This window comes from Streptomonospora litoralis, from assembly GCF_004323735.1.
Taxonomy (GTDB): Bacteria; Actinomycetota; Actinomycetes; order Streptosporangiales; family Streptosporangiaceae; genus Streptomonospora; species Streptomonospora litoralis.
In genome coordinates, this window is record NZ_CP036455.1 from 885,994 (window position 1) to 911,897 (window position 25,904).

Consider the following 25,904-nt stretch of genomic DNA (forward strand, 5'->3'; position numbering starts at 1 on the left):
TCACACCCCGCCGCGCTCCTTGGTCTCGACCTGGTTCCAGAAGGCGGTGAGCGCCTCGGCCGTGGTCTCGGGTGCCTCCACGTTGGGGGAATGGGCCGCTCCCGGGATGACTACGCGCTCGGCGCCCAGGCGGTCGGCCATCGCCGACTGGGCCTCGGGCGGCCAGGCGTCGTCGTCCTCCCCGTAGAGCACGAGCATGGGCAGTGCGGAGCGGGCGAGCTCGGGCGTGCGGTCGGTGGCGTCGAGCAGCTCCTCGGCCATGCGGACGAGCGCGTCGGGGTGGTTGGCGGTCATGCGCTCGCGCAGGAATGCGTGGATCTCGGGTGAGACGCCGCTCTCCCGGGTCGGCGCGTCCAGGTGCTCGGACCAGATCCGCTCCAGGCGCTCGCGCGTGCGCGTCTGGCCGATGGCCGTGATCAGGCTCTGCGCCCTGTCGGCGCGGGGGCCCCCGATGGCCGACGGCCCGGAACTCATCAGGGTGAACGAAAGCAGCGGCAGAGCCGCCGAGATGACGGTCTCCCGGGCGACGAGGCCGCCGAAGGAGTGCCCCAGCAGGTGGACCGGCCCCACGTCCAGCGTCAGCGCGACCTCGCCGACGACGCGGCCCAGCCCGACGCGGGAGTAGTCCTCGGAGTCGACGAAGCCGGGGGACTGGTACTGGCCCGGCATGTCGACGGCCGTCACCGCGCGGCCGGCGGCCGCCAGGGTCTGCAGCAGCGCGATGAAGTCCTCCTTGCTTCCCGTGTAGCCGGGTACCAGCAGCGCCGGCTGCCGTTCGCATCCGCCGGCGGCCGGAGTGGCGTGCAGCGCAGCGACCTCGCCCATAGGAGTGCGGATCGTGGTGCGCTCGACGCCGGGCGGAAGGCTCAGGAAACGCGGAGTACTCACGTCGGCTCACTATATGCGCCGCCGCGGAGCGGCCACATGCGCAGCATGCCGCGTGGGGAAGGTCGCCCAGCGGCGCGCCCGCCGGCGGTGGCGGACCGGTCCGGCGCGCTCGCGGCGTAACGAGAGGCGGGCGGCCTCAGCCGGGCACCGGTCGCGGCCTGCTGCAGGGTCGCGACCGACGCCGTATCACCGCCGATCTCCCGTTGCGGGAGGGCGTCAGCCCTGGTCGTCCTTGCCGGGCTGCTCGACACCGTTGCGCGTGCGCCGGCGGCGCCTCCGGCGGGGTGCCGGGGACTCACCCGACGCGTCCTGCTTGCCCTCGGGCTTGGCCGAACCCGCATCGGAGCTCTGGCGGCCGGAGGAGGTGCGCTCGCCGGTGTCGGACTCCGAACCCGAGCGCCGGGTCCGCCGGCGGTTGCGGGAGCGCCCGCGTCCGCGGCGGTCGCCGCGCTCACTCTGCGCGCCGCGCCCGCCCCGGTCGGACTTGGCGCCGCGCTCGGTGCGGCTGCGGCCGGTGTCGCCGATGTCCTCGATCTCCTCGGCCTCCAGGCCGGCGCGCTCACGCCGGTCGGCGGCCAGCCGCCCCTTCGTCCCGGCCGGGATCTGCAGCTCCTCGAAGAAGTGCTGCGAGGTGGAGTAGGTCTCCTCGGGATCGGGGTGGGGAAGGCCGAGGGCGGTATTGATCAGCTTCCAGCGGGCGATCTCCTGCCAGTCGATGAAGGTGACCGCGGTGCCCGAGCGCCCGGCGCGGCCGGTGCGGCCGATGCGGTGGGTGTAGGTCTTCTCGTCTTCGGGGCACTCGTAGTTGACCACGTGGGTGACGTCGTCGACGTCCAGCCCGCGCGCGGCGACGTCGGTGGCCACCAGTACGTCGATCTTGCCGCCGCGGAACGCCCGCAGCGCACGCTCGCGCTGGCTCTGGCCCAGGTCGCCGTGCACGGCGGCGGCGGCGAACCCGCGGTCCTTGAGCTCGCCGGCGACCTTGTCGCAGGCGCGCTTGGTCTGGCAGAAGACCATGGTCAGCCCGCGTCCCTCGGCCTGGAGCAGGCGCCCCAGCATCTCGGGCTTGTCCATGGGGTGGGTGCGGAAGGCGTGCTGGGCGATGTCGGAGATGCGGGTCTGGCCCGGCTCGTCGTCGTCCCCGGCCCGCACGTGGGTGGGCCTGCGCAGGTAGTTGCGCGACAGGGAGACGATCTCGCTCGGCATGGTCGCCGAGAACAGCATCACCTGGCGTTCGTCGGGGATCTTGGTCAGGATCCGCTCGATGTCCGGCAGGAAGCCGAGGTCGAGCATCTTGTCGGCCTCGTCCAGCACCACCGCCGACACGTCCTGCAGGCTGAGGTGCTTCTGGTTCTCCAGGTCGAGCAGTCGGCCCGGCGTGCCCACGACGATGTCCACACCGTTCTTGAGTCCGTCGATCTGCGGCTCGTAGGCGCGGCCGCCGTAGACGGTGAGGATGCGGGCGCCGGTGCGCTTGCCGGCCGTGGTGAGGTCGGCGGCGACCTGGATGGCCAGTTCGCGGGTCGGCACGACCACCAGCGTCCGCGGCCGCTTGGCCGAACCCGGTGCCGCCTGCACGCGCTGCAGCAGCGGCAGCCCGAAGGCGAAGGTCTTGCCGGTGCCCGTGCGGGCCTGGCCGATGATGTCGGACCCCGCGAGGGCCAGCGGGAGGCCGAGGGTCTGGATCGGGAAGGGCTCGACGATCCCTTCGGCTTCGAGAGCGTCCGCGATCTCGGTGTTCACACCGAGTCCGCGGAACGTCTGTCGTTCTTCGTTGGCGTCTGTGCTTGTCAGGGCTCATGCCTCCATCTGGGCGGGCCGCACTTGAGTTCGTGGCCGTGGTGTGTGGCGGACGGGGCTCGCGGCCGGTCCGTGCGCTGCTCGCGCTCGTGGTCGGCCGCCGCGGACCGGGCGGGCGCGGCTCGGGGACCGACTGAGGCCCCCGGCGCGGCCTGGTGGCGCGGGTCGCAAGCGGCCGCGGGTCGTCCGCCGCCTGTCGTCGGCGTCAGCGGTCACCTGGTGCGGGCGGGCGCGGCGGGGTGCGTGTGGACGGGAATACCGCACGTTCACACTCCTCGCCGGCCGTGGACCCGGCACGATCGGGCAGTCGACGCTGACGCTCGCTCGTTCACCTTCGCGTCCTCGGCGCCGGTGACGGTTGTTGTCATGGTTCGCCGCGGAGCAAACCGCGCTTCGGTCCGGCGGGGGGACCGCGCGGGGACCGCGCGGGGACCGCCGCGCGGGGCGCTCGCGGCAGTGCGCCTGCGCCCGCGGCGGGCGCGACGCGGCTGTCGCGGAGGCTCCGCGATGGCCGACTCCTGGCGGCCACTGCGTGAGATTCTATCCTGCCGCCCCGCCGCTGGATATGCCGCCTTTGAACACCCGGCGCCGAAGCCGGGACACTCTCCCGGCATGCTCCATTCGCTCCCTCCAACGTCGGGCGCCGGGCGAATAGTCCCGGGGCCGCCCGCACCGCGGGAGCGATAGCCTGTCCGCCATGATCGAGTGTGCTCGCCAGCGAGCTGAACCGACGATGCGCGGCACCGGCCCGGTGTACACCGGCTGCACGGCCGGGGGCCGGCCGTGAGCGGGCAGAGCGGTACCGGATCGCACGCCGCCCCGGCGGCCGCCGTCGGCAGCGGTGTCATCGACCTGCTGGGGCTGCTGGCCTACGCCCGCCTCGTCGCGTTCTTCCGCCTGGCGGGCGACGCCGAGCTGGCGCCGACACTGGCGAGCAAGGGGGAACTGGCCGACCTCGCCGCCGCCGAGCACGCGAACTACCGTCGGCTGCACGACCGGCTCGCCGAACTCGGTGTGGAGCCGGAGGCGGCGATGCGGCCCTTCGTCGCCCCGCTGGACGCCTGGCACGCCCGCACCGAGCCGCAAAGCTGGCTGGAGAGCCTGGTCAAGGCGTATGTGGGTGAAGGCATCGCCGGAGACTTCTACGGCAAGCTCGCCGAGGTGTGCGACCGGCGCACGCATGAGCTGGTACGGGACACGCTGGTGGAGTCGGGCCGGGCGGAGTTCGTCGCCGCCCAGGTGCGCCGGGCCATCGGCGAGGATCCGCGGCTGGCGGGGCGGCTGGCGCTGTGGGCGCGCCGGCTGGTGGGCGAGGCGCTGAGCCAGGCGCAGAGCGTCGCGGCGAGCAGGCCCGATCTCGCGGCGCTTCTGGGATCGGGTGCGCGCGCCCGGGACGCCGAGGTCGGGTCGGCTGAGGACGCAGCTGCCGCCGCCGACCCGGCTCAGGCGGCGGATGCCACGTCGGCCGACCTGGCGACGGTGAGCCGGATGTTCGCCGAACTGACCGAGGCGCACGCTGCCCGGCTGGAGGCCATGGGCCTGAGTACCTGAGCCTGTCGGCGCGGCTGCCGATCCCGTGCAGCCCGGTCTCCGGCGTCCGGGCTGAAGGGCGCTTCGCCCACTTCGCGCCGCCTGGGATCCTTTGCAATGGAGTGTCATGTTTCTCCATTGATTTCGTATATAGTCAGTCGAGTTCTATCCCTGATCCCCGTCTGAGGTAGCGATCCATGCGTCCTGGGTTCTTCGCCGAAGGCCGACTGGCCCGCTTGTCGCGCGAGTTCGGGCTGCTCGGTCCCCTCGGCGACGCCATGGAGCCGTGGATGACCGCTGAGCTGGACCAGCACACTGCCGCGGTGCGCGACTCCATCGCCACCGACGGCGGCAGGCTGACCCGCGTCAGCCTGTCCCGCTACCTCGACGGGTTCATGGACGGGTGCCGCGAGCGCGGCTGGTACTCCTCCTGCGACGGGTACGACTGGGAGACACTGCGCCTGCTCGCCGTCTGCCGCCTGGCGAAGGAACAGGGTTTCGTCCGCTAGTTTGGTCTTCTCGAAGCGGGAGCCGGGGCGGTCGGCGCGGTTGCGGCGATCGGCGGAACCGCCTCCGCGCAGGCGGTGACCGAGCGTAGGCTTGGCCCGATCCGGGCGGCCGCACAGCTCGCGGCAGAGGCGCACCGGCGCGTCGGCGTCTGGGAGCCGGGTAGCTGGAACGCGGGCCCGCAGGAGAGCCCCGCGACCAACCCTCTGGGACGAGTACGCGCGGTGCCCCGCACCGCAAGAAAGGAAGAGCGCATGGGGAGCGGCCGGCATGGTGCGGCGCGACCGCCGATCGGCGTCCTGATTCAGCAGGATCGCGTCGACTTCTCGCTGTACACCTCGATCATCGTGATCGCGCTGGCGGTCATGGTGCTCATCGGCATGGGCTGGGCGAGCATCGCCTTCTGGGTCGCGGTGATCCCGGTGGTGGTCGGCGGGGTGCTCTTCGTCCGCCGCATCAACCGGCTCTCGCGCGAGGAGCTCGGCGACGACGAGCGGCTCTGAGCCCGACGGGCGGCGGCGCGCAGTTCGTCCGCTCGGTGTGCACAGCGGAAGGGGGCGGGACCGCGGCGCGGTCCCGCCCCCTTGTCGTCCGTGCGTCGAAGGCGCCGGTGCGGTGCGGCACCGGCCGGCCCTCACCGTTCCGGCGGACGCTGCGGCTGGCTGCCCGACCGGCCTTGCGAAGCCGTGGAACCGCCCATCGCCGAGGTCTCGCGCGCTTCGGGCTCCCGCTGTGCCTGCTGCGGGGCGCTCTGGGCCGGTCCCTGCGCCATGGCGTCGGAGTGTCCGGCCCGGTAGGTGGAGTCGTCCCGCACTCGGCCCGTCTCGCGCTCGGCGGCGTCGAGCCAGTTGTCCCAGCGCGCCTGCATCGGCCGGACGAGTCCTCCGCCGACACCGACGACCAGGATGCCGCCGGCGGTGGCCAGCACCGCGATCAGCACCGGCTGGGTGACGGTGGTCGCCACGTTCATCTGGTTCAGCGCGGCGATCACACCGAGGGCCATGATGAAAATGCCCGCGATGTTGCCGAGGAGGCGGCCGTAGCTCAGCCCGCCCAGGGCGCTGGAGATGACGTCGCGCGCGGCCTTGGCGATCATCCCGGCCACCACGACTATGACCAGCGCGACGATGCCGAGCGGGATCCAGCTGACCACGGAGTTCAGCAGCTGCGTGATCGGGTTGTTCGGCCCGAAGACGCTGAACGCGAGCTGAAGCGTGATCAGCAGGAGCGCGTAGTAGACGATCTTCCCGCTCAGCTCGCTTGCGCTGTAGCGGCTGCGCTGGAAGTACTCACCCACGCCGCTGCGGTCCAGGCCGCGGTCGAGGCCCGCTTTGGCCAGCCCCTTGCCCACCAGCCGGCCGATGACCTTGGCGATGATCCAGCCGAGGACCAGGATCACCAGGAATGCCGCCAGCAGTGGAACGAAGCTGGCGACGGCGCTCCAGGCGTCCGTCAGCCCTTGTTGGATGTTCATGCGTTTTCACCCCCACAGCGCCCCGCCGGTATCCGGGTTCCGGTCCCAGTTCGTCCGGCGAAACCGAGACGACACGTTCTCACCTCGGCGATTACCCGTTAACGGTCACACCGAATCACGTATGCGGTATGAGTGAATACGCAAAGTCACATTTGACGGTCGGTTGACCCGCTGATGGTGAACCGGCGCCGCCCGCGTGCGCGGCGGACCGCGTACCGGTACCGGAAAGTGGGGGAGAGGCGGGGCGCGGCGCACGGGTCCGTGCGTGTTCAACCCCGCGTGAGATCCCAACCGCTGATGCCCCGCCAGGCCAGCCGTGCGATCAGCTGTTCGGCGGCCTCCTGCGGAATCGTGCCGAAGTTGCTCAGCCAGTACCGGGCGCTGGTTTCGGCCATGCCGACCAGGCCGATGCTGAGCAGATGCGCCTCCTCTTCGGAGATGCTGGTGTCCTGGCGGATCACGTCGCTGATCAACTCGGCGCAGCGCTGCAGTGTGTGCTCGGTCTTCTCGCGGACCGCGGCGACGTTGCGCAGGTCGGATTCGAATACGAGCCGGAACGCCTCGCCTTCACCGGCCACGAAGTCGAAGTAGGCCCGGAAGCTGGCGGTGACGCGCTGGCGGTTGTCGTCGGTGCTCTCCAGCGCCTCGCGCTGCTTCTCCACCAGCGCCTCGGAGTGCTGCTCCAGCAGCGCCAGGTACAGCTCCAACTTGCCCGGGAAGTGCTGGTAGAGGACGGGCTTGCTGACCCCGGCGCGCTCGGCGATCTCGTCCATCGCCGCGGCATGGTAGCCGTGGGCGACGAACACCTCCTGGGCAGCGGCCAGCAACTGGCGCCGACGGGCGAGGCGGGGCAGGCGGGTCCCCCGCGGGCGGGCGTCTGAAGGAGCCGTCACCGCAACACCCTCCGAACTCCTCGCGGCCTGAAGCCTGCCGCGCTCGACGACCTGGTACTGGAACACGCCATCGGATCCGGTAACAACGGCCTCGATCAGGCGTATCCCCCCTATCTTACTCGCACGTAGGTTAGCCGCCGCCAGCAGCCCGGCGGGCGGCCCCGGCCGAGCCCTTCGGACGCCGCAGCCTGCGGGCGCCGCGAAGCGCGGGCCGACGGTCAGCGGTACTCGTCCTCGTCGAGCTCGACCTCGCGCAGCTGCTCGACGGCGTCGGCCTCGGAGACCTCGTCTTCGGCCCGGAGCCGACCGCGGCCCGTCCAGTCGCCCTCCTCGGCGGCGACTTCGGAGCGCTGCTCGTCGAGATCGGCGTCGCCGCTCTCCAGGGACCGGTCGTCGTCGCCCTGCGGCTGAGTCGTCACTGATTCCCCCCGGGTGTCGGGTCCCCTTGCGGTACTCCTCCAACCTACTGGCCTCGGCCTGCGTAAGGGAAAAACGGGCAGCCAGCACGCCGGGGCGCCGCGCGCCGGGGTGTCCACAGGGTCCCGGCCGCCCTTGCGCGCCTCGCGGCGGTTCTGGAGCATGGACGCAGGCGGTGGCCGGGGCCGCGAGCGCCCCCCGGCTTCCGTCCGACCAGCGTCGCAGCAGTCGGTTACCCCGAGGAGGCCGCACCATGGCGGAGCCCATCGGACCCTGGCCGGGAGAACGCGTCGGCCTCGGCGAGGGGCAGGAGGTCTTCGTCCGCACCGACGCCTCGGGTGCGAAGGGCCGCGCGGACCGCAAGAGAGCGGTCTACGTCCACGGGCTCGGCGGCTCCTCCACCAACTGGACCGACCTCATGGGCGTGCTGTGTCACGAGTGGGCGGGCGAGGCCCTGGACCTGCCCGGCTTCGGCGGCTCCCCGCCGCCGCCCACCGGCGACTACAGCATCGACGGCCACGCGCGCGCCGTCGCCCGGCTCATCTCCGCCGGCGAGCACCCGGTCCATCTGATCGGCAACTCCATGGGCGGCGCGGTCGCCGTGCGCGTCGCCGCCGAGCGCCCCGACCTGGTGCGCTCGCTGACACTCGTCTCTCCGGCGCTGCCCGACCTGCGTCCGCGGCTCATCCCCTACCAGATGGCCGGCGCGCTGTTCCCGGTGATCGGACCGGCCGTCTACGGCCTGATGCAGCGCCGTCCGCCCGAGGTCCGTGTCCAGGACATGCTCGACACCACCTACTACGACCCCTCCGTCGCCTCTCCCGCGCGTGTGCTGGAGGCGCTGGAGGCCGAGCGCGAGCGCGACACCCACGAGCACGCCGAGACCGCGGTGCTGAGGTCGCTGCGCGGAATGGTCGGCGAGTACCTGCGGCGGGGGCACCGCTCGCTGTGGGCGCAGGCCGGCCGGGTGCAGTGCCCGGTGCTGCTGATGTACGCCACCGGCGACAAGTTCGTGAACCCCCGCATGGCCGCCCGCGCCGCGCGGTCGTTCGCCCGCAGCCGGCTGGTGCTCATGCCCGAGACCGGGCACGTGCCGATGATGGAATGCCCCGAACGGGTGGGCCGCGAGGTCCGCACGTTCCTGCGCGGCGCCGACAGCACGCCGCGGGCCCGCCCGCGCGGCGCGGGCGACGGTGCCGCCGCGGGCGGCGCATCCGGCGACCGCACCGCCGATCCCGCGGCCGCAGCCGGCCGCGGGTCGGCGGCGGAGTGACACAGGCGGCGCAAATGCTCGGGCCGCCACGGGAATGCCCGACCCCGCCGCGTAGGTTGGCAATGAATGCAAGCTCGTCACGTGCCCGAAACGCCCCCGCGTCCGTCGGCGACGCCCCGGGACGTGACACTCGATGAGGAATGCTGAGGAGCTGCTGTGTCGCTGCCGCCGCTGGTCGAACCGGCCGACGAGTTGACCGTCGACGAGGTTCGCCGCTACTCCCGCCACCTGATCATCCCCGACGTGGGCATGGCCGGCCAGAAGCGCCTGAAAAACGCCAAGGTGCTGGTGGTGGGCGCCGGCGGGCTCGGCTCGCCCGCGCTGCTGTACCTGGCCGCCGCCGGTGTCGGCACGCTGGGCATCATCGATTTCGACGAGGTCGACGAGTCCAACCTCCAGCGCCAGGTCATCCACGGCCAGAGCGACATCGGCAAGCCCAAGGCCGAGTCGGCGCGCGAGAGCATCGAGGAGATCAACCCCTACGTCTCGGTGAACCTGCACAAGGAACGCCTCGACTCCGACAACGCCCTGGAGATCTTCCGGGGTTACGACCTCGTGCTGGACGGCACGGACAACTTCGCCACCCGCTACCTGGTCAACGACGCCTGCGTGCTGCTGAACATCCCCTACGTGTGGGGTTCGATCTTCCGCTTCGACGGCCAGGTCAGCGTTTTCTGGAACGAGCACGGTCCGCAGTACCGCGACCTCTACCCCGAGCCGCCGCCGCCGGGGATGGTGCCCTCTTGCGCCGAGGGCGGCGTGCTGGGCGTGTTGTGCGCCTCGATCGGCTCGGTCATGGTCAACGAGGCCATCAAGTTGATCACCGGCATCGGCGACCCGCTGGTGGGCCGGCTGATGATCTTCGACGCCCTGGAGATGTCCTGGAAGACCGTCAAGGTCCGCAAGGACCCCGAGGGCGAGCCCATCACCGAGCTGATCGACTACGAGGAGTTCTGCGGCGCCGTCTCCGACGACGCGGAGCAGGCCGCGCAAGGCTCCACCATCACCGCGGGCGAGCTCAAGGAGAAGATGGACAAGGGTGAGGACTTCTACCTCGTCGACGTCCGTGAGAAGCACGAGTACGAGATCGTGAACATCCCCGGCGCAGTGCTTATCCCCAAGGGGGAGTTCCTCAGCGGCGAGGCCTTCGGCAAGCTGCCGCAGGACAAGCAAGTCGTGCTGCACTGCAAGTCCGGCGCCCGTTCGGCCGAGGCGCTGGCCGCGCTCAAGGGCGCGGGCTTCAGCGACGCCGTCCACGTCGGCGGCGGGGTGCTGGGCTGGGTCAACCAGGTCGACCCGAGCCTGCCCAGCTACTGAGGGACCGCTCGGCACCACCGGTGCCCGCCTGACGAACATCCGGGCCGCCGCGGCGACGCGCCGCGGCGGCCCGGCGCTTCCGGCACCCGTGCGGCCGCGCCGCCGCGCGTCCCGTTGGAACCGCCGCGGCGTGGGTAGGAATGCCGTCGCCGGAAACCTACAGCCGGGAAGTGGGGTCAAGATGCGGATCACCGGACGCTGGGCGGACTGGCTGGCGCTGGTCGTGGGAACGGCGGTCGTCGTCAGCTACACCTGGCACGGCATGCTGGGTCTGGGCATGGCCGCGCTGTTCCTGGTGGGCGTCCTCATCGTGTTCCTGGCCTGCCTGGCCATCATCCATCCCGAGCTCTTCGTCGCCGAGGCCGCCATGGTCGCCGCCGGGCTGTTCCTGGTCGGGGTTCCGTGGATGTTCGCCTTCACCGACACACCCGCGGCCGCGTGGACGGCGTGGATCGGCGGTGCGGTCGCCGTGGTCACCGGTCTCGTCACCCTTCCGGGCTCCACCGCCCTCTACCGCCGCATCGTCCCGCCGCAGCCCAGCGGCGGCAGCACCTCCTAGGGCGCCCGCGCCACCGGGGCGCATCCCGCCGCGGCAGCCGGTACCGGCGACGCCGCGGTACTACGATCGGCCCATGCCGCACGCCTACAGCCACCGGACCGAGTACGTGGACCGGGTGCTCGACGTCGTGGAGTGCATTCCGCCCGGCACGGTGATGAGCTACGGCGACATCGCCGAGTACCTGGGCGAGGGCGGCCCGCGCCAAGTCGGCGCGGTGATGTCGGCCTGGGGCGGTGAAGTCTGCTGGTGGCGGGTCATCCGCGCCGACGGCGGCCCTCCGCGGGGCCACGGGGCCGAGGCCCTGCGCCGCTACGCGGCGGAGGCCACACCGATGCGCCCCGGCGGGGACCGCGTAGACATGAGCCGCGCACGGTGGGACGGCCACCCCGCCGCGCCACCGTGAGTCGGCCCGGTGGTGCGGGCGGCTGGTTGGTCGTCGATGGGAGTTGTCGGTGTGCCTGCGGGTGCGACGAACGAGTCCGGCTCCGCACGGCCTCCGGCAGGAATCGGGACAACAGGTCGAAAAGGTAGCGATGTCGGGTCGTATTCCACGGATCCGGTGTTGATGATGAGCTTTAGTGACCGAAACTTGACAGACAAGCGCGCGGTCGGTCATTTCATCGCTATCCGTCCGTCCACTAGTCTTCGCTGGGATTTCACCCACTGATCGGCCTAATCGGAGGCTGGCGCCGGATGACACGTCCCAATCTCGTCATGCTCAGTCGCGGCGGCCGCGACACGATCGACTCCGGTCACTGGACCGAGCTCGAACGCCGCGCCGATATCACCGTCCGCCGGCTGGAGTGCGCGCCCGGCCCGGCCGAGGCCGCCGAGCTGCTGGCCGAGGCCGACTTGCTGGCCGCCACGAACCTGTGCCTGCCGACGATCGACGCCGACCTGCTCGACGCGCTGCCGCGGCTGCACGGCATCGTGCTCTACGCGACCGGCTACGACCACATAGACATCCCGTTGCTGCGCTCGCGCGGCGTCGGGCTGTCGGTCCTGCCGGAGTACGCCACCACCGCGGTGGCCGAGCACTGCCTGGCGATGCTGTTCGCACTGGCCACGCGGCTGCACCTGGCTCAGGACCGCAGCCGCGACGCGGTCCCCCGCCGGATCTCGCTGCGCGGAATCGAACTCGGCGGCAAGCGGCTGGGCGTAGTCGGGTTGGGGCGTATCGGCGGGGAGGTGGCCCGGCTGGCTCGCGGCCTGGGCATGTCGATCCTCGGGGCCGACACCGACCCGCACGCACGGGCGCGGGCCGCCGCGGCGGGCGTGGAGGTCGCCGATCTGCCGGCGGTCCTCGCCGGCAGCGACGCGGTGGCGGTATGCGCCAGTCACACCTTCGGCGCGGCCCCGCTGCTGGGGGAGCCCGAACTGGCTCGGATGCGGTCCGGCGCAATGCTGGTCAACGTCTCCCGCTCGGCCCTGGTGGACACCGCGGCGGCCGCGGCGGCGGTGCGGTCCGGGCGGCTGCGCGGCTACGCGGTGGACGACACCGTCCTCGATCCCGCGCAGGACGGCGATCTGTTGGCCGAGGGCCGGATACTGCAGACGGGGCACAGCGCCTGGTGGCGCGACGAGACGCTCGATCGGGGTGCCCGGATGTGGGCCGACCGGATGCTGGCCGCCGTACTGGGCGAGCCGCTGGATTCCGTCACCTGGCCTAAGCGCGACGCCGCGGCCGGCCTGGCGCCGGCGGTGAGCGCGTGAGCCCCCGGCGCGGGCGCTTGATCGTCCTCCTGACCGCGGTGTGGGTGCTGGTGCCGACGGCGCTCGCGGCCGCGCGGCGGCCCGAGTGGTGGACGTGGATCGCCCCCGAACTGACGCCGATGACATGGGTGCAGACCGTCGTTCTGATGCTGGCGGCGGCCGGCAGCCTGCTCGTCGGCACCGTGCTGCGCCGCACCGGCGCGCCCCGCACGTGGGTGTGGCCCGTGCTGGGGGCGGGGTTCCTCGCCCTCGCGGTGGACGACCGCTTCGCTCTGCACGAGCGGGTGCGCGACGGCTACCTCGCTCCGCGGGGGATCACCGTTCCCTTCCTGCCCTGGGTTGCGCCGGGCGACTTTCTGATCATGGGCGTCGCGGTGGCCGGTTTGGCGTTCCTGCCCGCCGTCTGGCGGGCCGTGCGCGTGGATGCATGGTCGCGCAGCGCCCTGGCGGTCGGCGTGCTGCTGGCGGTGGCCGCAGTCGGCTTGGACTCCGTCGACCCCCACACCTGGAGCACGGCCGGCGAGCGCCTGCAGCAAAGCTTCGAAGAGGTCCTGGAACTGGGCAGCGGCCTCGCCCTCTTCGGCGCAGTCGCCCTGCGCCTGATGGGCCTGCTGGCCATCCACGTCCGCCCCGCGGCCGCACCGTCCGCGGCCCCACCGGTGGAGGAGCCTGCCCGCCCTTGACGGGCGGTGTGTGCGGATGCGCGCCCACGTTTGGAAGCGGGAATGGCGACCCGAGCCGCCGCACGTGTCCGGCCGAAGGCGGATAACCGCCGTGGGTGGGGCGATGCGGATCGCGCGCACCGTGGCACCCCTACAGGCCGGTGCTCAACAGCGCATGCGCGCCAACACCGTCCGTTGCCCTCCTCCTTCAACAGCCACGCGGCGTCCTCGTAGCGTCGTGGTCGCCCCCGTTCCTGCACGCCCTGCGACCGGCGCCGGAGGGCAGCGGCGATCCGGCGTGCGTCGCTGCGGCCGGTGAAGGGCGCTGCGGCGGTGCGCGCCGCCCGGAGCACCTCGTGCGCCCGTTCGGGTATGGCGGTTCGTGCGCCCCTTCGCGCATTGTCGGTCCCCGCCGTGGGGGCCAGACTCGGCTGCGGATTCGAAAACCGCGCCATCGCAGGTGCGGTGCCGCCGCGGCGGAAGCGGTTGAAGGGACGCGAATGGGCACCTCCACACTCGTCGACACGTTTCGCGGGCACGCGCAGCGGGAGCCTGCCACTGTCGCCCTCGTGGCGTGTGCCGATCCGTTCGACCCCGGTTCGGACACGGTCTACACCTACGCCGACCTGGACGTGCAGGCCCGGCGTGTGGCCGCCCGGCTGGGGCGGGAGGTCGAGCCGGGCGCACGGGTGCTGCTCCAGACCACCGGAGCCGAGTTCGCCCGAGCCTTCCTCGGGTGCCTCTACGCGGGCCTGACCGCGGTCCCCGTTCCGCCGGCCGGCGACAACCGGCGCCACCGCGAGCGGCTCGCCGCCATCGTCCACGACACCGAGGCGCAAGCGCTGGTCGTGCCCGCCGCGGAGCGGGACCGCGCCGCGGAAGGGCTGCGCGCCTGCGGCGTGGACGGGTCGCTGGCATTGGTCCTGGACGAGGCCGAGTTGCCCCCGGCCGGTGACTGGACTCCGGCCCGCGCCGAAGGACCGGCCTTCCTGCAGTACACGTCCGGCAGCACGAGCCGTCCCAAAGGGGTGCCCGTCAGCCACGAGAACATCCTCGCCAACGCCGCCCACTGCCTGCGCATGACGGGCGCGACTCCCGCCGACAGGTGGGGCGGATGGCTGCCCATGCACCACGACTTCGGGCTGGTCTACCAGTTCCTCGGCCCGCTGGTTGCGGGCGCCTCGACGGTCCTCATGGAGCCCGGCGCGTTCCTGCGGCGCCCGCACGCCTGGCTGCACTTGGTTCACAATCGCGGCATCACGGTCTCCGGCGGTCCCAACTTCGCCTACGACCAGTGCAGCCGCCTCGTCACCGACGAGCAGATGGCCGGTGTGGACCTGTCCGGCTGGCGGAACGCCGTCAACGGATCGGAGCCCGTCAGCGCCGACGTCATCGAGCGTTTCACCAAGCGTTTCGCGCCCTTCGGACTGCGCCCCGGCACCATGACCGCCGGCTACGGCTTGGCCGAGGGAACCGTGTGCGTGACACTCTCTCCGCCGGGCGTGCCCCCCGCGGTCACCCACGTGGACGCCGCCCGCCTCAGCCGGGACGAGTTCGTCCCCACCTCCCCCGAGTCCTCGCCGCGCCCCCGCGCCGTGAGCGCGTGCGGGCCGGCCGACAACGGCGGGTTCGACCTGCGCATCGTGGACCCCGACACCTGCGATCAGTTGGCCGACGGCAGCATCGGCGAGGTGTGGCTGCGCGGCCCCAGCGTGGTCGCCGGCTACTGGCGCCGTCCGGAGGAGACCGCCGCGGTCTTCGGCGCCGCCACGGCGGACGGCGAGACCGGCTTCCTGCGGACCGGTGATCTCGGAGTCGTCCACGGCGGCCAAATCCACATCACCGGCCGCATCAAGGACGTGCTGGTCGTCAACGGACGCAAGGTCTACCCGCACGACATCGAGGAAGCGGCGCGCGGCGCCCACGCGGCGCTGTCCACCGGAGTGGGCGCCGCCTTCACCGCGCCGGCGCTGGACGGCGCCGAGCAGGTGGTGCTGGTCCACGAGTATCACGCCGCCGACCGCAGTGAGCACGCCCTCGCCGCCGCCGTCTCGAGGACTAGGGCGGACTTGGCCGCGGAGCTCGCAGTCTCCGTACCCGGGATCGTGCTGGTCCGCCGCGGCCAGGTGCACCGCACCTCCAGCGGCAAGATCCAGCGCCAGTCGACCCGCACCGCCTGGCTCGACGCGGATCTGCGCGTGCTGCATGCGGAGCTGTCCGAACCGCTGCAGCGGATGCTGACCGCCCACCGCTCCGCAGCAGGGTCCGACGGAGCCTCCGCGCGAGAGGCGGTGCAAGCGTGAGCACTCCGCTCGCCGAAGGCCCTGCCGGACCCGCGCCGGATTCCGCGGTGCCGCATTTGGGCGACCCCGGCGACCTCGCCAACCCCTTCTCCTATGCCCGCGCGGCGGAACTGGACCGGGTCGAGGGCTTCCCCGACGAGGCGTGCCGGGACCTGGACCGCCTCGGGGTGCCCGCGCACTATGTTCCGGTCGAGCACGGCGGGGTGCTGCAAGGCTACGACCGCCTCGTCTCGGTGGTCCGCCGGCTCGCCCGTCGCGACCTGACCCTGGCGGTGGCCCACGTCAAGACCTTCCTGGGCGCGGTGTGTGTCTGGACGGCGGGTGAGAAGGAGCAGAGAGCCGCGCTCGCCGCCCGCGTGCTGCGCGGCGAACCGGTGGCATGGGCACTCACCGAGCCCGAGCACGGCAGCGACCTCTTCGCCTCCGGTACCGTCGCCGAGCCTGGGCCGGGCGGCTATCTGCTCACCGGGCGCAAGTGGCCCGTCAACAACGCCACACGCTCGGGCCTGGTGTGCGTACTCGCCCGGACCGATCCCGAAGGCGGGCCGCGGGGATTCAGTTTCCTGCTCGTCGACAAGGCCGCGCTGCCCTCCGCTTCCTTCGCGCATCTGCCCAAGGTGCGAACGCACGGCATCCGCGGTGCCGACATCAGCGGCATCGCATTCGAGCGGGCGCCCGTGCCCGCAGCTGCCCTGGTGGGCCGATCCGGCAACGGTATCGACACAGTGCTGCGGGCGCTGCTGCTCACGCGCACCGTAAGCACCGGTCTGTCGCTGGGCGCGGCCGATCAGGCCCTCGCGCTGACGGGCGGTTTCGTCCGGGAGGGCGTCGCCGCGGGGCGTCCGCTCCTCGAGATGGGGCGCAACCGGCGCATCCTGGGCAGGGCGCACGCCGCGCGCCTCGCCGCGGAGTCCGTCGTCGAGCTCGCGGCGCGCGGTCTGCACGTGCTGCCCGGCGAGGCCGCGGTTTCAGCGGCTGTCGCCAAATCCTTCGTCCCCACCGCCGTCGACCGGCTCATCGCCGACTGCGCCGACATCATGGGCGCGCGCGGCTTCCTCACCGAGCACTACGAGCACGGCCGCTTCCAGAAGCTGCAGCGCGATCACCGCATCGTCGGGATATTCGACGGGAACACCTTCGTCAACCAGCATTCCCTGATCCGCCAGTTCCCCGTCCTGGCCCGCCACCGCGCTTCCGGCCGCAGCGCCGGCCTCGCGCCGCTCGCCGACCTCGCCGAGACCGTCCCGCCCCTCGAACCCGACCGGCTGAGCCTGGTGGCGCACCGCGGCTGCTCGCTGGTGGGCGGCGCGGCAGACCTCGCCGAGCAGGTGGCCGCGGCGCCGGCGCCTCCGGCACTCGCGGCCGCAGCGCGCAGATTCGGCGAGCAGTGCGAGCGCGTGCACGAGCGGATCGCCCGGACGGACCCCGCGGCCGCGAAGAGCCCGCCCGCCCAGGCGTTCGTCCTGGCCTCCGACTACGAGGCCTGCTTCGCGGGAGCCGCAGCCCTGGCCCTGTGGCTGCACGGGCACCGCCGCGAGGCGCGCGGGCCGCAGGCACACCTGTGGCAGGGCGGGCTGTGGACCGAGGCCGTGCTCACCTACGTAGGCGAACTCCTGGAACAACGAGACGCCGTGCGCACCAGCGCTTTCGACCGGCTCGCCGCCGCGGTGGAGGGATCGGCCGGGGGTACGCTGCCCTCGCTCATCGGCGACGACGCGGAGGGCGGGAGACGATGACTCCGCATGTGACCGGTACCGCCGCCTTCGTCCGCGCGCTGGACGATGTGCTCGGCCACCCCTACGACCCGGGCAATCCGCTGGGCCACGCGCGCTTACTTGCCGCCGACGAGGACGCTCGGCTCCTGCCCGAAGCCGTCGCGGTGCTGGGCGAGTACGGGATCGGCGCCGAACTCGTCCCGGCGGAACTGGGCGGGCGCTTCGACCGGCTCGACCGGTTCGCCCGGCTGCTGCGCCGGGTCTGCACCCGCGACGTCTCACTGGGGTTCGCACGGGCCGGTACCGCCTTCACGGCCGCCTGCGATGTGTGGATCGGAGGTACCGGAGGCCAGCGCAAGGCCCTCGCGCAGAGCCTCGTCGCCGGGGGCACGATGGCGGGCGGATACCACGAGTTCGCCCACGGAGGCGACATAGGCCGTACACAGTGCCGGGCCGTACCCGATGGTCCCGGCACCCTGTTGCTCACCGGGACGAAGGACCTCGTAGCCAACATCGCCGAGGCCGACACTGTCCTCGTCTTCGCACGGACCGGCGAGGCCCCCGGCGACCGGAGCCACTCCCAGATCCTCGTGGACGCCCGCGGCGCAGCCGCACACACGCTGCGGACCGTGCCCCGCTCGGCCACCTCCGGACTGCGCGGCGTCCCGCTGGGCGGCGCCGTATTCACCGACCTGCCGCTCCCGCGATCGGCGGTCGTGGGCGGCGAGACCGGCGGCGGCATGGAGACCGCGCTGCGCTCCTTCCAGCTCGCGCGAATCGTGGGACCGGCGATGATGATCGGCGGCGCCGAATCGGGACTGCGCGCCGCGGTCCGTTTCGCGCTTACCCGCATGCTCTACGGCGCCCCGGCCGCCGACATCCCCATGGTGCGCGCGATGCTCACCGAGTCCTTCGCGGACCTGCTGACCTGCGAGGCGGCGTCTACCGTTGCGGCCCGCACCGCCCACCTCCGCCCCGAGCGACTCAGCGTCCCGGCCTGCGCACTCGAACCGCTGGCGTCGCAGATCCTGGCGGGCGCGATGCACCGGCTGTCGACCGTCATGGGGGCGCACTTCTATATCCGCGGCGGTGAGCACGGCGTCTTCGAGAAGCAGTTGCGCGACACCGACGCCCTCGCCTTCGCCCACGGCGGTCGCGCTGCGTCCCAGGCGGCGCTCATCCCGCAGCTGCCCCTCCTGGCCGAGTGCTCCCGGCCCGGAGAGGAGCCGCTTCGTTCGGTCTACGCGCTCGACGCGCCGCTGCCACCGCTGGACTGGGGCGCCCTGTCCGCCACCGCCGGCGGGTGCGACGAGCTGACGTCGGCGCTGCACCTGTTCGGCGGAGGCGCGGGGCCGCGCGTCGCGGGCCTGATCGACGGGTTCGTCGACGAACTGGCGGCTCTGCGGCGTACCTGCTCCCGTATCGGGCCCGAGCAGCTCACAGCCGGAGACGCCCACCTCTTCGACCTGGCCGACCGCTACGGCACGGTGCTGGCCGCCGCGGCGTGCGTGGGCCTGTGGGAGCACAACCGACGCGGAGCCGACGCCTTCACGGCCGACCCCGCATGGCTCGAGGCGGCCCTCTCCCGGCTCGCGGGCCGACTGGGCCGGGGGGACCCGAGCCTGCCCGACGACGTCGCGCAGCGCCTTTTCGGTGAGCTGCGCGAACGCTGCGAACAGGGCCGCAGCCTGGAGCTGACCGCAGGATCCGTCCGACGCTGACCCCCGATACCCAGTAGTTCACAGATCGAGGAAGCCACCATGCCCTCCCATGCCTCTACCCCCTCGACCGACGACCTGTCCGCCTGGCTGTCGGGATGTGTCGCGAAGTACGCGCGGCTGCGCCCCGACCAGATCGAGGCCGACCGTCCGCTGACCGACTACGGGCTGGACTCGGTCAACGTGTTCGTGCTGTGCGGCGACATCGAAGACCGCTTCGGCATCGAGATCGAGCCCACGAGCGCCTGGGACTATCCGACCGTGCAGGCCTTCGCCGATCACCTCGCCCACACGATGGCACAGCGCAGCGCTGCACCGTCGGAAACCGCGGGAGGTGCACGGTGACCCGCATCGTCGACGTGGGCGCCCATGTCCCACCGGAGAGCGTGCCGGTGGCCGAGATCGGCCGGGACCTGGGTATGGATTCGGCTCACCTGCGCGTGATCCGGCGGATCTTCGGGTTCTCCGAGGTGCGTATGGCACCCGGCATGGACCAGGCGGGCATCATGGCGGCGGCCGTGTCCCGGCTCGACGCGTTCGCCGACGTGCGCCACCGTGTCCGCTACGTCGTCCAGGCCCGGACCATGCCGGTGGCCTCCCCCTACCCCGTCAACCCGCTCCATGAGGCGTGCCGGAAGCTGGGTCTGGACCACGCCACCGCGTTCACCCTCACCGAGCACGCCTGCGCCGGCGGGCTTCTGGCACTGCACACGTGCGGGGAGATGCTTGCGGCCGACGGCGACCCCGACGCGCTTGGGCTCGTGCTCGTCGGAGAGAAGATCTTCACGCCGATGGCCCGCCAGGTGCCCGGATCCAGTATCAACGGGGAGTCGACGGCGGCGGTGCTGGTCTCGCCGTCCGGCCGGGGGGCCGACCAGGTTGTCGCGTACGCCAGCCGGGCGTACCCGCGGTTCCACGGCCGGCTGGAGGCGGAGAAGGCGACCCCCGAGTTCCAGCAGATGTATCCGGAGGCGCTCGCCGAGGTCCTCGTCGAAGCTGCCGCCCGCGGCGGCCTGGACCTCGCCGACGTCGACCTCATCCTTCCGCACAACGTCGCCAAGGTCTCCTGGCAGCGCCTGTGCCGCGTACTGGGTTACCCGGTCGAGCGCGTCTTCCTGGACAACGTCCCCGTCACCGGGCACTGCTTCGGCGCCGATGCGTTCGTGGCCTACCGCGCGCTCGTCGACGGCGGGCGCCTCAAGCCCGGCGACCACTACCTCATGGCCACCGCCGGACTGGGCGCGACCTTCGCCGCCACCCTGGTCCGGCACTGACGGCACCGACTCGGAGGAACCATGGCCCAGACCGTCTTCGGCGAGTCCGCCGAGCCGCCCCGCGGCTTCGTGGCACGCCTCAAGCATGCTGTGGCCGGCCCCGGCACCGGCCTCGTATTTCTCGGCAACTTCGAAGTCGAGGAGGAGTGGGCGCACGGCGAGGTCGGCCTGCCCAAGATCGCAGTGGCCAAGGGCCGGGCCGTCGTCAACCGGATGGAGGAGTTCGCCCTGCTGCTCGCCGGTGCACAGGACTGCGTCGTCCTCAAAGCCGAGCCCGACTCCGGCTACCTGGCCTACCTGGAACAACTCGGCGCGGAACTGCCCGAACGCATCGTCGTCGCCGACCAGGCGCCCGACCGCACCGTCACCGAGGACGCTCTGGCCGACCCGGGCGTACTCGACCGGCTCACCGAACTCGCCGGGCGCGGCCGTCTCCTGCTGCCGCACGGCGTTTCCACCCGCGAGGAGGACCTCGCCGCCAAAGTCGGCATGCGCCTGGCCGCTCCCGGCGCCGCGATCTGCAAGCACGTCAACAGCAAGGTCTACAGCCGGCTCGCCGCCGAAGCAGTGGGGCTGCGCCAGGCCGCGGGCTGGGTATGCCGGACGCCGGCGGAGTTCCGTGCGGCAGCCGAGGAGGCGCGGCCGCTGCTGCGCGCCGGGGGAAAAGTAGTGGTCAAGGACGCTTACGGGGTCTCCGGCAAGGGCTTGGCCGTCGTCGAGAGCGACAAGCGACTGGCCCTGATCGCCCGCAAGGTCGCCGCAGCGGCGGACCGGGCAGGTACCGACCGGGTCGCGCTGGTCGTCGAGGAATGGGTCGCCAAGGACACCGACCTCAACTACCAGTTCACCGTCGCCGGCGACGGGTCGGTGCACTTCGACTTCGTCAAGGAGGCCATCACCGACCACGGCGTCCACAAGGGCCACCGGATGCCCGCGCGGCTGACGGCCGAACAGCGGGCCGAGCTGCGCAGCGCCGCCGAGCTGCTGGGTCGCCGCCTGCACGCCGACGGCTACCGGGGAGTGGTCGGCGTGGACGCCATGACCGACCCCCGCGGCGGCGTCTATCCGGTGGTGGAGATCAACGCCCGCAACAACATGTCCACCTACCAGACCGTCCTGCAAGAGCGTTATCTGGGCGAGGGCCGGGTCGCCCTCGCTCGCCAGTACCCGCTGGAGCTGCGGCGTCCGCTGCCGTTCGAGCGGTTGGCCGAGGCACTCGGCGATCGGCTGCTGCGGGCCCGCGGCGACTCGGGGCTGCTCGTCAACAACTTTGCCACCGTCAACGCGGGGGCCGCCGGGTCGGGTGAGCTTTTCGAAGGCCGGCTCTACGGGCTGCTCGTCGCCGATTCCCAGGCGGAGCTGGAGGAGGCCGACGCCCGCATCGCCGCCCGCCTCGCCGACCTCGCCGCCGGGGTGCGGCAGTGACAGGGCAGGAACGACCGCAAAGGACACCGATGACCCACGAAACGGCGCACGACAACCGGCTGCGCAGCCTGGCCGCGCAGTACGGCACCCCGCTCTACGTCTACGACGCCGACTCCTTCGGCCGCCAGTACCGCGGACTGCGGGAGGCCCTGTGCCCGCGCGTCGAGATGTTCTTCTCGCTCAAGGCCAACCCCAACGTCTCGGTCTGCGCCCTGCTGCACTCCTACGGGGCCCGTGCCGAGGTCTCGTCACTGGTCGAGCTGCGCACCGCCCGCCGCGCGGGCGTCGCGCCCGAGGACATCATCTTCCTCGGGCCCGGCAAGAGCGCAGCGGAGCTCGCCGCCTGCCTGGACGAGGGGATCGCCGCCGTAGTGTGCGAGTCGTTCGGCGAACTGGAGTCACTCGACCGCATCGCCGCCGACCGCGGGCAGCGGGCTCCTGTGACCCTGCGGGTCAACCCCGCCTTCTCGGTGAAGGGGTCGCGGTTGACCATGGGCGGCAAGCCCCGCCAGTTCGGGATCGACGAACAGGCCCTGTACGAAGCCCCCGACCTGGTCGACCGGTTCCCGTCGCTGCGGATCGCGGGCGTGCACGCCTACATGGGCACCCGCATCCTCGCGTCCGAGGTCGTGGAGGAGAACACCGCGAAGATCCTGGACATGGCCGAGCGCATCGCCGAGCGCTTGGGCTTCCCCCTTGAGCTCGTCGACATCGGTGGCGGCCTGGGCATCGCCTACTTCCACGGTGAGTCCGACCTCGACGCGGCCGAACTAACCGAGCGGATCAACCCCGTGCTGGAGAAGTTCGCCGCCGCCCGGCCGCAGACCCGGATGATCATGGAGTTGGGGCGGTACCTCACCGCGCCCGCCGGCGAATACGTAGTCGGTGTGCGCTACGTCAAGGAGTCCATGGGGGAGAGTTTCGCGGTATCCGACGGCGGAACCCACCACCACATGGCCGCGGTGGGAATCGGCTCTTTCGTCAAGCGCAACTTTCCGATCCGCCTCGTCGGCGCCGAGCCCGCCGCCCCGACCCGGCCCTGGAACGTCACCGGCCCCCTGTGCACGCCCAACGACACCCTGGTCACCAAAGCGGAGCTGCCCGACCCGAAACCGGGGGACCTGCTGGCCGTCGGCCGCTCCGGAGCCTACGGCCCAAGCGCCTCGCCCGGACTCTTCCTCAGCCACGGCTACCCGGCCGAAGTCCTGGTGCACGAGGGCCGGGAACTGCTCATCCGGGAACGCGATACCCCGGACGACCTCTTCGCCAAACAGCGCCTGCACGCCTTCCCCGCACGCTGAACCGATCCTGATTTTCCAATCCGCATCTCAAGGAGTACACCGCGATGACCGACACCGCCCCCGCCCCCTCCAGCGCCGCATCCGCCCGCGACCGGGTCGCCGGCCGCATCATCGATGCCCTCGCCCAGGTCCTCAAGCAGGACCCCGCCTCCCTGACAGCCGGCACCCGCCTCTTCGACGACCTGGGACTGGACTCCACGACGGTGCTGGAGCTGCTGATGCGCCTGGAGGAGGAGCTGGAGGTCGAGTTCGACACCGAAGGGCTGGAGCAGCACCACTTCGAGACGGTGGACACCCTGACCGACTTCGCCGTCGCGCAGTTGGAGAGCTAGCGGCCGTGTTCAGCCACGCACCTTCCCTCATAGCCGCGCAGCGGCGGCGAAGCCCGTCGTCGCCGCTGCGGCCGGTCGCGGCCCGGCACCGCGTATTCGGTCCCGGTGCGCCGTTCGACACGGCCGGCCTGCCCTATATGCGCGACATCGCAGCCTTCGCCGGTGTCGCCCTGCGGCCCGACTTCGACCCCTATACGGCGCTGTGTAACAGTTACGCGTCCATGTCCCGGGCGATGCTGGATGCGCTGGGTCCGCTCGGCCACGTGGACGGCATCCTCGTGGCCCACAGCACCCCGGAGCTGGGCTCGACCTCCCCGGCCTTCGCCCTCAGCACGGCGCTGCCGTCGGCGCGCCTGGCGTTCGCGGTCTCCGACCAGGGCACCGCCTCGCCCTACACCGCCCTGCGCATCGCCGGCGACCTGGTTCGCGGGGCCGGGTTGCGCCGAGTGCTATTGGTGGTGCTGGAGGCGAGCACGCTGCCCTACGACACCCGGCCGCCGGAAGAGACCGTGCCCGTCCGAGACTCCGCGGCGGCAGTCGTGCTGGAAGCCGGAGAACCCGGCGCCGACGGGCCGGAAACGGCCACGACGCTGGCGCAGCGTGCCGGTCTGGACCCGCGCGCCTTGCCAGGGGCCCTCGCCCGGGAGCTCGACGGGATCCTCGACGGCCGCGAGCCGGAGGCGATCGTATGCGGAGCGGGGCTGGACCCCGAGCTGATCCCGGGGCACTATTCCGGAGTGCATACCGCCGCGCCCGGTCGGCCCAACACCGGTACCTGGGCCGCCCTCGCCGAGCCCGAACCAGCCGCGGCTACCGGCCGACCACTCGTCCTCGTCGACTTCGAACCCCTGCTCGGCTGCCTGAGTGCAGTCGCGCTCGACAAGCCCGTGTCCGGTGACCCGGTGGAGGTGGAGCGATGACCGAGGCACCGCCCGCTGCGGAGTCCGCGGCCACCGGCGGGCACGACCCGACCGCCCCCGCCAGCCCCGACGGGGTCCGGTTGCGTGCCCGCGAGGCGGGCCTGTGCGCGGCGCTGCGAATGCTGTCGGACGGAGCGGGGGCCGGAATCCCGCAGGGCCCCGGCGGCCACGTGGTCGCGCTCGACCGGCCCGGAGTCCCGCAGGCAGCCACGGAGCTGCGCTTAGACGGGGGGACCCTCACGTTTGGGGCGGCCCCACAGGGGCTCGAAGGAAACCCCCCGGCGCCGCCTGCCTGGACAGCGGGCCTGGCCTGGCTGCGCCTGGGCTGCTCGGAGCGGCTTCTCGCTTCCTGCCTGGGCTACCTGGGCGAACGGACCGCGGGAGGCTCGCCGCTTCTTGTGCAGCAGATGGTCCGTGGTCAGCTCGCCGAGGTCCGCGGCAGCCAGCTGGAGGCGGAACTCGTTCTCGGCGCCGGCGCCGGCCCGGACGTGCTCCAAGACGTGCACGAAGCACTCACCCGGGCCGACCGCGTCCTGTGCCGGCTGCTCGGTGCGTCCAGCGTCTTGGAGTCCGGACCGGGCCAGGAGGCGTATGCGTCCGAGCTGCTGGCCGACGTCTACACCCCCGCCCCCTTCCAGCGCACCCGGGAGGCAGCCCTATGAGCGAACCGAGCCCCGACAACCTGGCCGGCCTGCGCGAGCACGTCCGAGCCTGGAGCGAAGAGCTGGGACCGATCACCCCCCGGCTGGAGCGCGACCCGTCGTCGGTGGCCGACTACCTCGGCTCCGCGGCGTTTCGCGCCCAAGCCCGCATGGCCGTCCCCCCGGAGTACCGGCTGCCGCCCCAAGGACCCGATGAGGACCTGGTCCCGGGTCACACCACAGCTGTGCACCGGGTCGTCATGGCCGAGGAGATGGCGGCCGTCGACCCCGCCATTCTGCTGGCCGCCCCCGGCGCCTCCATGGCCGGCGGCATCGTCGAGGTGATGGCCGACGACGAGCAGCGACAACGGTTCTTCCGGCGCGTCCAGGAGTACCCGACCTGGACTTTCTTCGCTCTGACCGAGCCCGCGCACGGTTCCGACGCGATGGGCGTGGAAAGCACCCTCGCCCCCGCCGGTGGTGGCGACTTCGAGCTGAGCGGCGCCAAGCGCTACGTCGGTAACGCCGCCCGCGCCCGACTGGGCGTGGTGATCGCCCGCACCCGCCCCGGACCGCTGGGCATAGCCGCGGCCCTCGTCGACACCGGCGACCCCGGGTTCACCGCGACACCGCTGCCGACCCTGGGCATGCGCGGCAACCAGGTCTGTGCCGTGGAGATGGATCGCGTCCGCGTCCGGGCCGAGGACGTCCTGGGCAGGCACCTGCCGGCCAGCCGGCGCGGCATCTGGAGCGCCCTGCGGTTCCTCGACGGGTTCCGGCCGGGCGTGGCGGCAATGGCGGTGGGGATCGCAAGAGCCGCGCACACCTACCTCACGCAGCACCGGGAGGAACTGCCCGTCGACAGCACGGAGCGAGTGCGGGCGATGGGGCGCCGCGTCGACGCGGCCCGTCTGATGGCGCTGGACGCGGCACGGGCCTATGACGCCGACCGCGAGGACGCCGGACACCGCGCTTCGGCCGCCAAGTACCGCGCCTGCCGACTCGCCGAGGAGGCCACCGCCGAGGCGCTCGTCCTCCTCGGGCCGGGCGCGCGGATCGACCATCCCGCGCTGGACCGGTACGCGCGCGACGCCCGCGCCGTCGAGTTCATGGAAGGAACGCGCAACGTGCACCGGCTCAACGTGTTCCAAGGAGTCGTGCGCGGGCGGTTGAGCGCCGCCTAGCGCGCCGACCGGAAGCGCCCCCGGTGTCTGCGGGCGGTACGCCTGGAGGCCGGGAGTG

At 72.2% G+C, this 25,904-nt stretch carries 25 protein-coding genes; 20 read left to right on the plus strand and 5 right to left on the minus strand.

Annotated features, from left to right (window positions below):
• A complete protein-coding gene (locus EKD16_RS03855) occupies positions 1-888 on the minus strand; it encodes an alpha/beta fold hydrolase (protein ID WP_131097128.1) in 888 nt (295 codons plus the stop codon).
• Between the two features lie 216 nt (positions 889-1,104).
• Positions 1,105-2,631 (minus strand): DEAD/DEAH box helicase, encoded by a 1,527-nt coding sequence (locus tag EKD16_RS03860; RefSeq protein ID WP_131097129.1) that lies wholly within the window; start codon positions 2,629-2,631, stop codon positions 1,105-1,107.
• A gap of 840 nt (positions 2,632-3,471) precedes the next feature.
• On the opposite strand from EKD16_RS03860, the gene EKD16_RS03865 reads away from it, so the two are divergent.
• The 3 genes from EKD16_RS03865 to EKD16_RS03875 all read left to right on the plus strand — a co-directional run bounded on the left by EKD16_RS03865 (position 3,472) and on the right by EKD16_RS03875 (position 5,228).
• Complete coding sequence (locus tag EKD16_RS03865) at positions 3,472-4,239, plus strand: ferritin-like fold-containing protein (RefSeq protein ID WP_131097130.1); 768 nt, start codon at positions 3,472-3,474, stop codon at positions 4,237-4,239.
• Between the two features lie 176 nt (positions 4,240-4,415).
• On the plus strand, positions 4,416-4,727 hold the full coding sequence (locus EKD16_RS03870) for a DUF6401 family natural product biosynthesis protein (RefSeq protein WP_131097131.1): 312 nt from the start codon (positions 4,416-4,418) through the stop codon (positions 4,725-4,727).
• Positions 4,728-4,979: 252 nt separating this feature from the next.
• On the plus strand, positions 4,980-5,228 hold the full coding sequence (locus EKD16_RS03875) for a hypothetical protein (RefSeq protein WP_131097132.1): 249 nt from the start codon (positions 4,980-4,982) through the stop codon (positions 5,226-5,228).
• Between the two features lie 131 nt (positions 5,229-5,359).
• Here EKD16_RS03875 and EKD16_RS03880 read toward each other — a convergent pair whose 3' ends face one another.
• The 3 genes from EKD16_RS03880 to EKD16_RS03890 form a co-directional block, all read right to left on the minus strand.
• On the minus strand, positions 5,360-6,199 hold the full coding sequence (locus tag EKD16_RS03880; protein ID WP_131097133.1) for a mechanosensitive ion channel family protein: 840 nt from the start codon (positions 6,197-6,199) through the stop codon (positions 5,360-5,362).
• A 269-nt stretch (positions 6,200-6,468) separates the two neighbouring features.
• On the minus strand, positions 6,469-7,092 hold the full coding sequence (locus tag EKD16_RS03885; RefSeq protein WP_131097134.1) for a TetR/AcrR family transcriptional regulator: 624 nt from the start codon (positions 7,090-7,092) through the stop codon (positions 6,469-6,471).
• A gap of 218 nt (positions 7,093-7,310) precedes the next feature.
• Complete coding sequence (locus EKD16_RS03890; RefSeq protein ID WP_131097135.1) at positions 7,311-7,511, minus strand: hypothetical protein; 201 nt, start codon at positions 7,509-7,511, stop codon at positions 7,311-7,313.
• A 251-nt stretch (positions 7,512-7,762) separates the two neighbouring features.
• Here EKD16_RS03890 and EKD16_RS03895 point away from each other — a divergent pair, with 251 nt between their 5' ends.
• The 17 genes from EKD16_RS03895 to EKD16_RS03975 all read left to right on the plus strand — a co-directional run bounded on the left by EKD16_RS03895 (position 7,763) and on the right by EKD16_RS03975 (position 25,846).
• Positions 7,763-8,782: an alpha/beta fold hydrolase gene (locus EKD16_RS03895; protein ID WP_131097136.1), complete on the plus strand. Its 1,020-nt coding sequence runs from the start codon at positions 7,763-7,765 to the stop codon at positions 8,780-8,782.
• 156 nt (positions 8,783-8,938) lie between these two features.
• Positions 8,939-10,099: an adenylyltransferase/sulfurtransferase MoeZ gene (gene moeZ, locus EKD16_RS03900; RefSeq protein WP_131097137.1), complete on the plus strand. Its 1,161-nt coding sequence runs from the start codon at positions 8,939-8,941 to the stop codon at positions 10,097-10,099.
• Positions 10,100-10,280: 181 nt separating this feature from the next.
• Positions 10,281-10,658, plus strand: coding sequence for an SPW repeat domain-containing protein (locus EKD16_RS03905; protein WP_131097138.1), 378 nt, complete (start codon positions 10,281-10,283; stop codon positions 10,656-10,658).
• Between the two features lie 73 nt (positions 10,659-10,731).
• A complete protein-coding gene (locus EKD16_RS03910; RefSeq protein WP_131097139.1) occupies positions 10,732-11,061 on the plus strand; it encodes an MGMT family protein in 330 nt (109 codons plus the stop codon).
• A gap of 290 nt (positions 11,062-11,351) precedes the next feature.
• Complete coding sequence (locus tag EKD16_RS03915; protein WP_131097140.1) at positions 11,352-12,371, plus strand: 2-hydroxyacid dehydrogenase; 1,020 nt, start codon at positions 11,352-11,354, stop codon at positions 12,369-12,371.
• Positions 12,368-13,054, plus strand: coding sequence for a hypothetical protein (locus tag EKD16_RS03920; RefSeq protein ID WP_131097141.1), 687 nt, complete (start codon positions 12,368-12,370; stop codon positions 13,052-13,054). The genes EKD16_RS03915 and EKD16_RS03920 overlap by 4 nt, the downstream gene beginning before the upstream one ends.
• A 479-nt stretch (positions 13,055-13,533) precedes the next feature.
• Positions 13,534-15,336: a fatty acyl-AMP ligase gene (locus EKD16_RS03925; RefSeq protein ID WP_131097142.1), complete on the plus strand. Its 1,803-nt coding sequence runs from the start codon at positions 13,534-13,536 to the stop codon at positions 15,334-15,336.
• Positions 15,333-17,072, plus strand: coding sequence for an acyl-CoA dehydrogenase family protein (locus EKD16_RS03930; RefSeq protein WP_131097143.1), 1,740 nt, complete (start codon positions 15,333-15,335; stop codon positions 17,070-17,072). The genes EKD16_RS03925 and EKD16_RS03930 overlap by 4 nt, the downstream gene beginning before the upstream one ends.
• Complete coding sequence (locus EKD16_RS03935) at positions 17,069-18,772, plus strand: acyl-CoA dehydrogenase family protein (protein WP_131097144.1); 1,704 nt, start codon at positions 17,069-17,071, stop codon at positions 18,770-18,772. The genes EKD16_RS03930 and EKD16_RS03935 overlap by 4 nt, the downstream gene beginning before the upstream one ends.
• 39 nt (positions 18,773-18,811) lie before the next feature.
• Positions 18,812-19,114 (plus strand): acyl carrier protein, encoded by a 303-nt coding sequence (locus EKD16_RS03940; protein WP_131097145.1) that lies wholly within the window; start codon positions 18,812-18,814, stop codon positions 19,112-19,114.
• The gene (locus EKD16_RS03945; RefSeq protein WP_131097146.1) at positions 19,111-20,043 is read left to right on the plus strand and encodes a 3-oxoacyl-[acyl-carrier-protein] synthase III C-terminal domain-containing protein; all 933 of its coding nucleotides are present in this window, start codon (positions 19,111-19,113) and stop codon (positions 20,041-20,043) included. Before EKD16_RS03940 ends, EKD16_RS03945 begins: the two co-directional genes overlap by 4 nt.
• A 21-nt stretch (positions 20,044-20,064) precedes the next feature.
• Positions 20,065-21,468, plus strand: a complete 1,404-nt coding sequence (locus EKD16_RS03950; protein WP_131097147.1) for a preATP grasp domain-containing protein — start codon at positions 20,065-20,067, stop codon at positions 21,466-21,468.
• Between the two features lie 29 nt (positions 21,469-21,497).
• Positions 21,498-22,769: a type III PLP-dependent enzyme gene (locus EKD16_RS03955; protein ID WP_131097148.1), complete on the plus strand. Its 1,272-nt coding sequence runs from the start codon at positions 21,498-21,500 to the stop codon at positions 22,767-22,769.
• A 44-nt stretch (positions 22,770-22,813) separates the two neighbouring features.
• Positions 22,814-23,101 (plus strand): phosphopantetheine-binding protein, encoded by a 288-nt coding sequence (locus EKD16_RS03960; protein WP_131097149.1) that lies wholly within the window; start codon positions 22,814-22,816, stop codon positions 23,099-23,101.
• Positions 23,102-23,238: 137 nt separating this feature from the next.
• Complete coding sequence (locus EKD16_RS03965; protein ID WP_131097150.1) at positions 23,239-24,021, plus strand: hypothetical protein; 783 nt, start codon at positions 23,239-23,241, stop codon at positions 24,019-24,021.
• Positions 24,018-24,683 (plus strand): hypothetical protein, encoded by a 666-nt coding sequence (locus EKD16_RS03970; protein ID WP_207391424.1) that lies wholly within the window; start codon positions 24,018-24,020, stop codon positions 24,681-24,683. The genes EKD16_RS03965 and EKD16_RS03970 overlap by 4 nt, the downstream gene beginning before the upstream one ends.
• Positions 24,680-25,846 carry an acyl-CoA dehydrogenase family protein gene (locus EKD16_RS03975; RefSeq protein WP_131097151.1) on the plus strand — a complete coding sequence of 389 codons (1,167 nt, stop codon included), beginning with the start codon at positions 24,680-24,682 and terminating at the stop codon, positions 25,844-25,846. Before EKD16_RS03970 ends, EKD16_RS03975 begins: the two co-directional genes overlap by 4 nt.
• The last annotated feature ends 58 nt before the right edge of the window (positions 25,847-25,904 follow it).

Bases quoted from the DNA above. Each gene is read 5' to 3' on its own strand.
- EKD16_RS03870 (WP_131097131.1), top strand. From the start codon at position 4,416: ATGCGTCCTGGGTTCTTCGCCGAAGGCCGACTGGCCCGCTTGTCGCGC.
- EKD16_RS03875 (WP_131097132.1), top strand. From the start codon at position 4,980: ATGGGGAGCGGCCGGCATGGTGCGGCGCGACCGCCGATCGGCGTCCTG.
- EKD16_RS03880 (WP_131097133.1), bottom strand. From the start codon at position 6,199: ATGAACATCCAACAAGGGCTGACGGACGCCTGGAGCGCCGTCGCCAGC.
- EKD16_RS03895 (WP_131097136.1), top strand. From the start codon at position 7,763: ATGGCGGAGCCCATCGGACCCTGGCCGGGAGAACGCGTCGGCCTCGGC.
- EKD16_RS03905 (WP_131097138.1), top strand. From the start codon at position 10,281: ATGCGGATCACCGGACGCTGGGCGGACTGGCTGGCGCTGGTCGTGGGA.
- EKD16_RS03910 (WP_131097139.1), top strand. From the start codon at position 10,732: ATGCCGCACGCCTACAGCCACCGGACCGAGTACGTGGACCGGGTGCTC.
- EKD16_RS03915 (WP_131097140.1), top strand. From the start codon at position 11,352: ATGACACGTCCCAATCTCGTCATGCTCAGTCGCGGCGGCCGCGACACG.
- EKD16_RS03925 (WP_131097142.1), top strand. From the start codon at position 13,534: ATGGGCACCTCCACACTCGTCGACACGTTTCGCGGGCACGCGCAGCGG.
- EKD16_RS03935 (WP_131097144.1), top strand. From the start codon at position 17,069: ATGACTCCGCATGTGACCGGTACCGCCGCCTTCGTCCGCGCGCTGGAC.
- EKD16_RS03940 (WP_131097145.1), top strand. From the start codon at position 18,812: ATGCCCTCCCATGCCTCTACCCCCTCGACCGACGACCTGTCCGCCTGG.
- EKD16_RS03950 (WP_131097147.1), top strand. From the start codon at position 20,065: ATGGCCCAGACCGTCTTCGGCGAGTCCGCCGAGCCGCCCCGCGGCTTC.
- EKD16_RS03955 (WP_131097148.1), top strand. From the start codon at position 21,498: ATGACCCACGAAACGGCGCACGACAACCGGCTGCGCAGCCTGGCCGCG.
- EKD16_RS03960 (WP_131097149.1), top strand. From the start codon at position 22,814: ATGACCGACACCGCCCCCGCCCCCTCCAGCGCCGCATCCGCCCGCGAC.
- EKD16_RS03965 (WP_131097150.1), top strand. From the start codon at position 23,239: ATGCGCGACATCGCAGCCTTCGCCGGTGTCGCCCTGCGGCCCGACTTC.
- EKD16_RS03970 (WP_207391424.1), top strand. From the start codon at position 24,018: ATGACCGAGGCACCGCCCGCTGCGGAGTCCGCGGCCACCGGCGGGCAC.
- EKD16_RS03975 (WP_131097151.1), top strand. From the start codon at position 24,680: ATGAGCGAACCGAGCCCCGACAACCTGGCCGGCCTGCGCGAGCACGTC.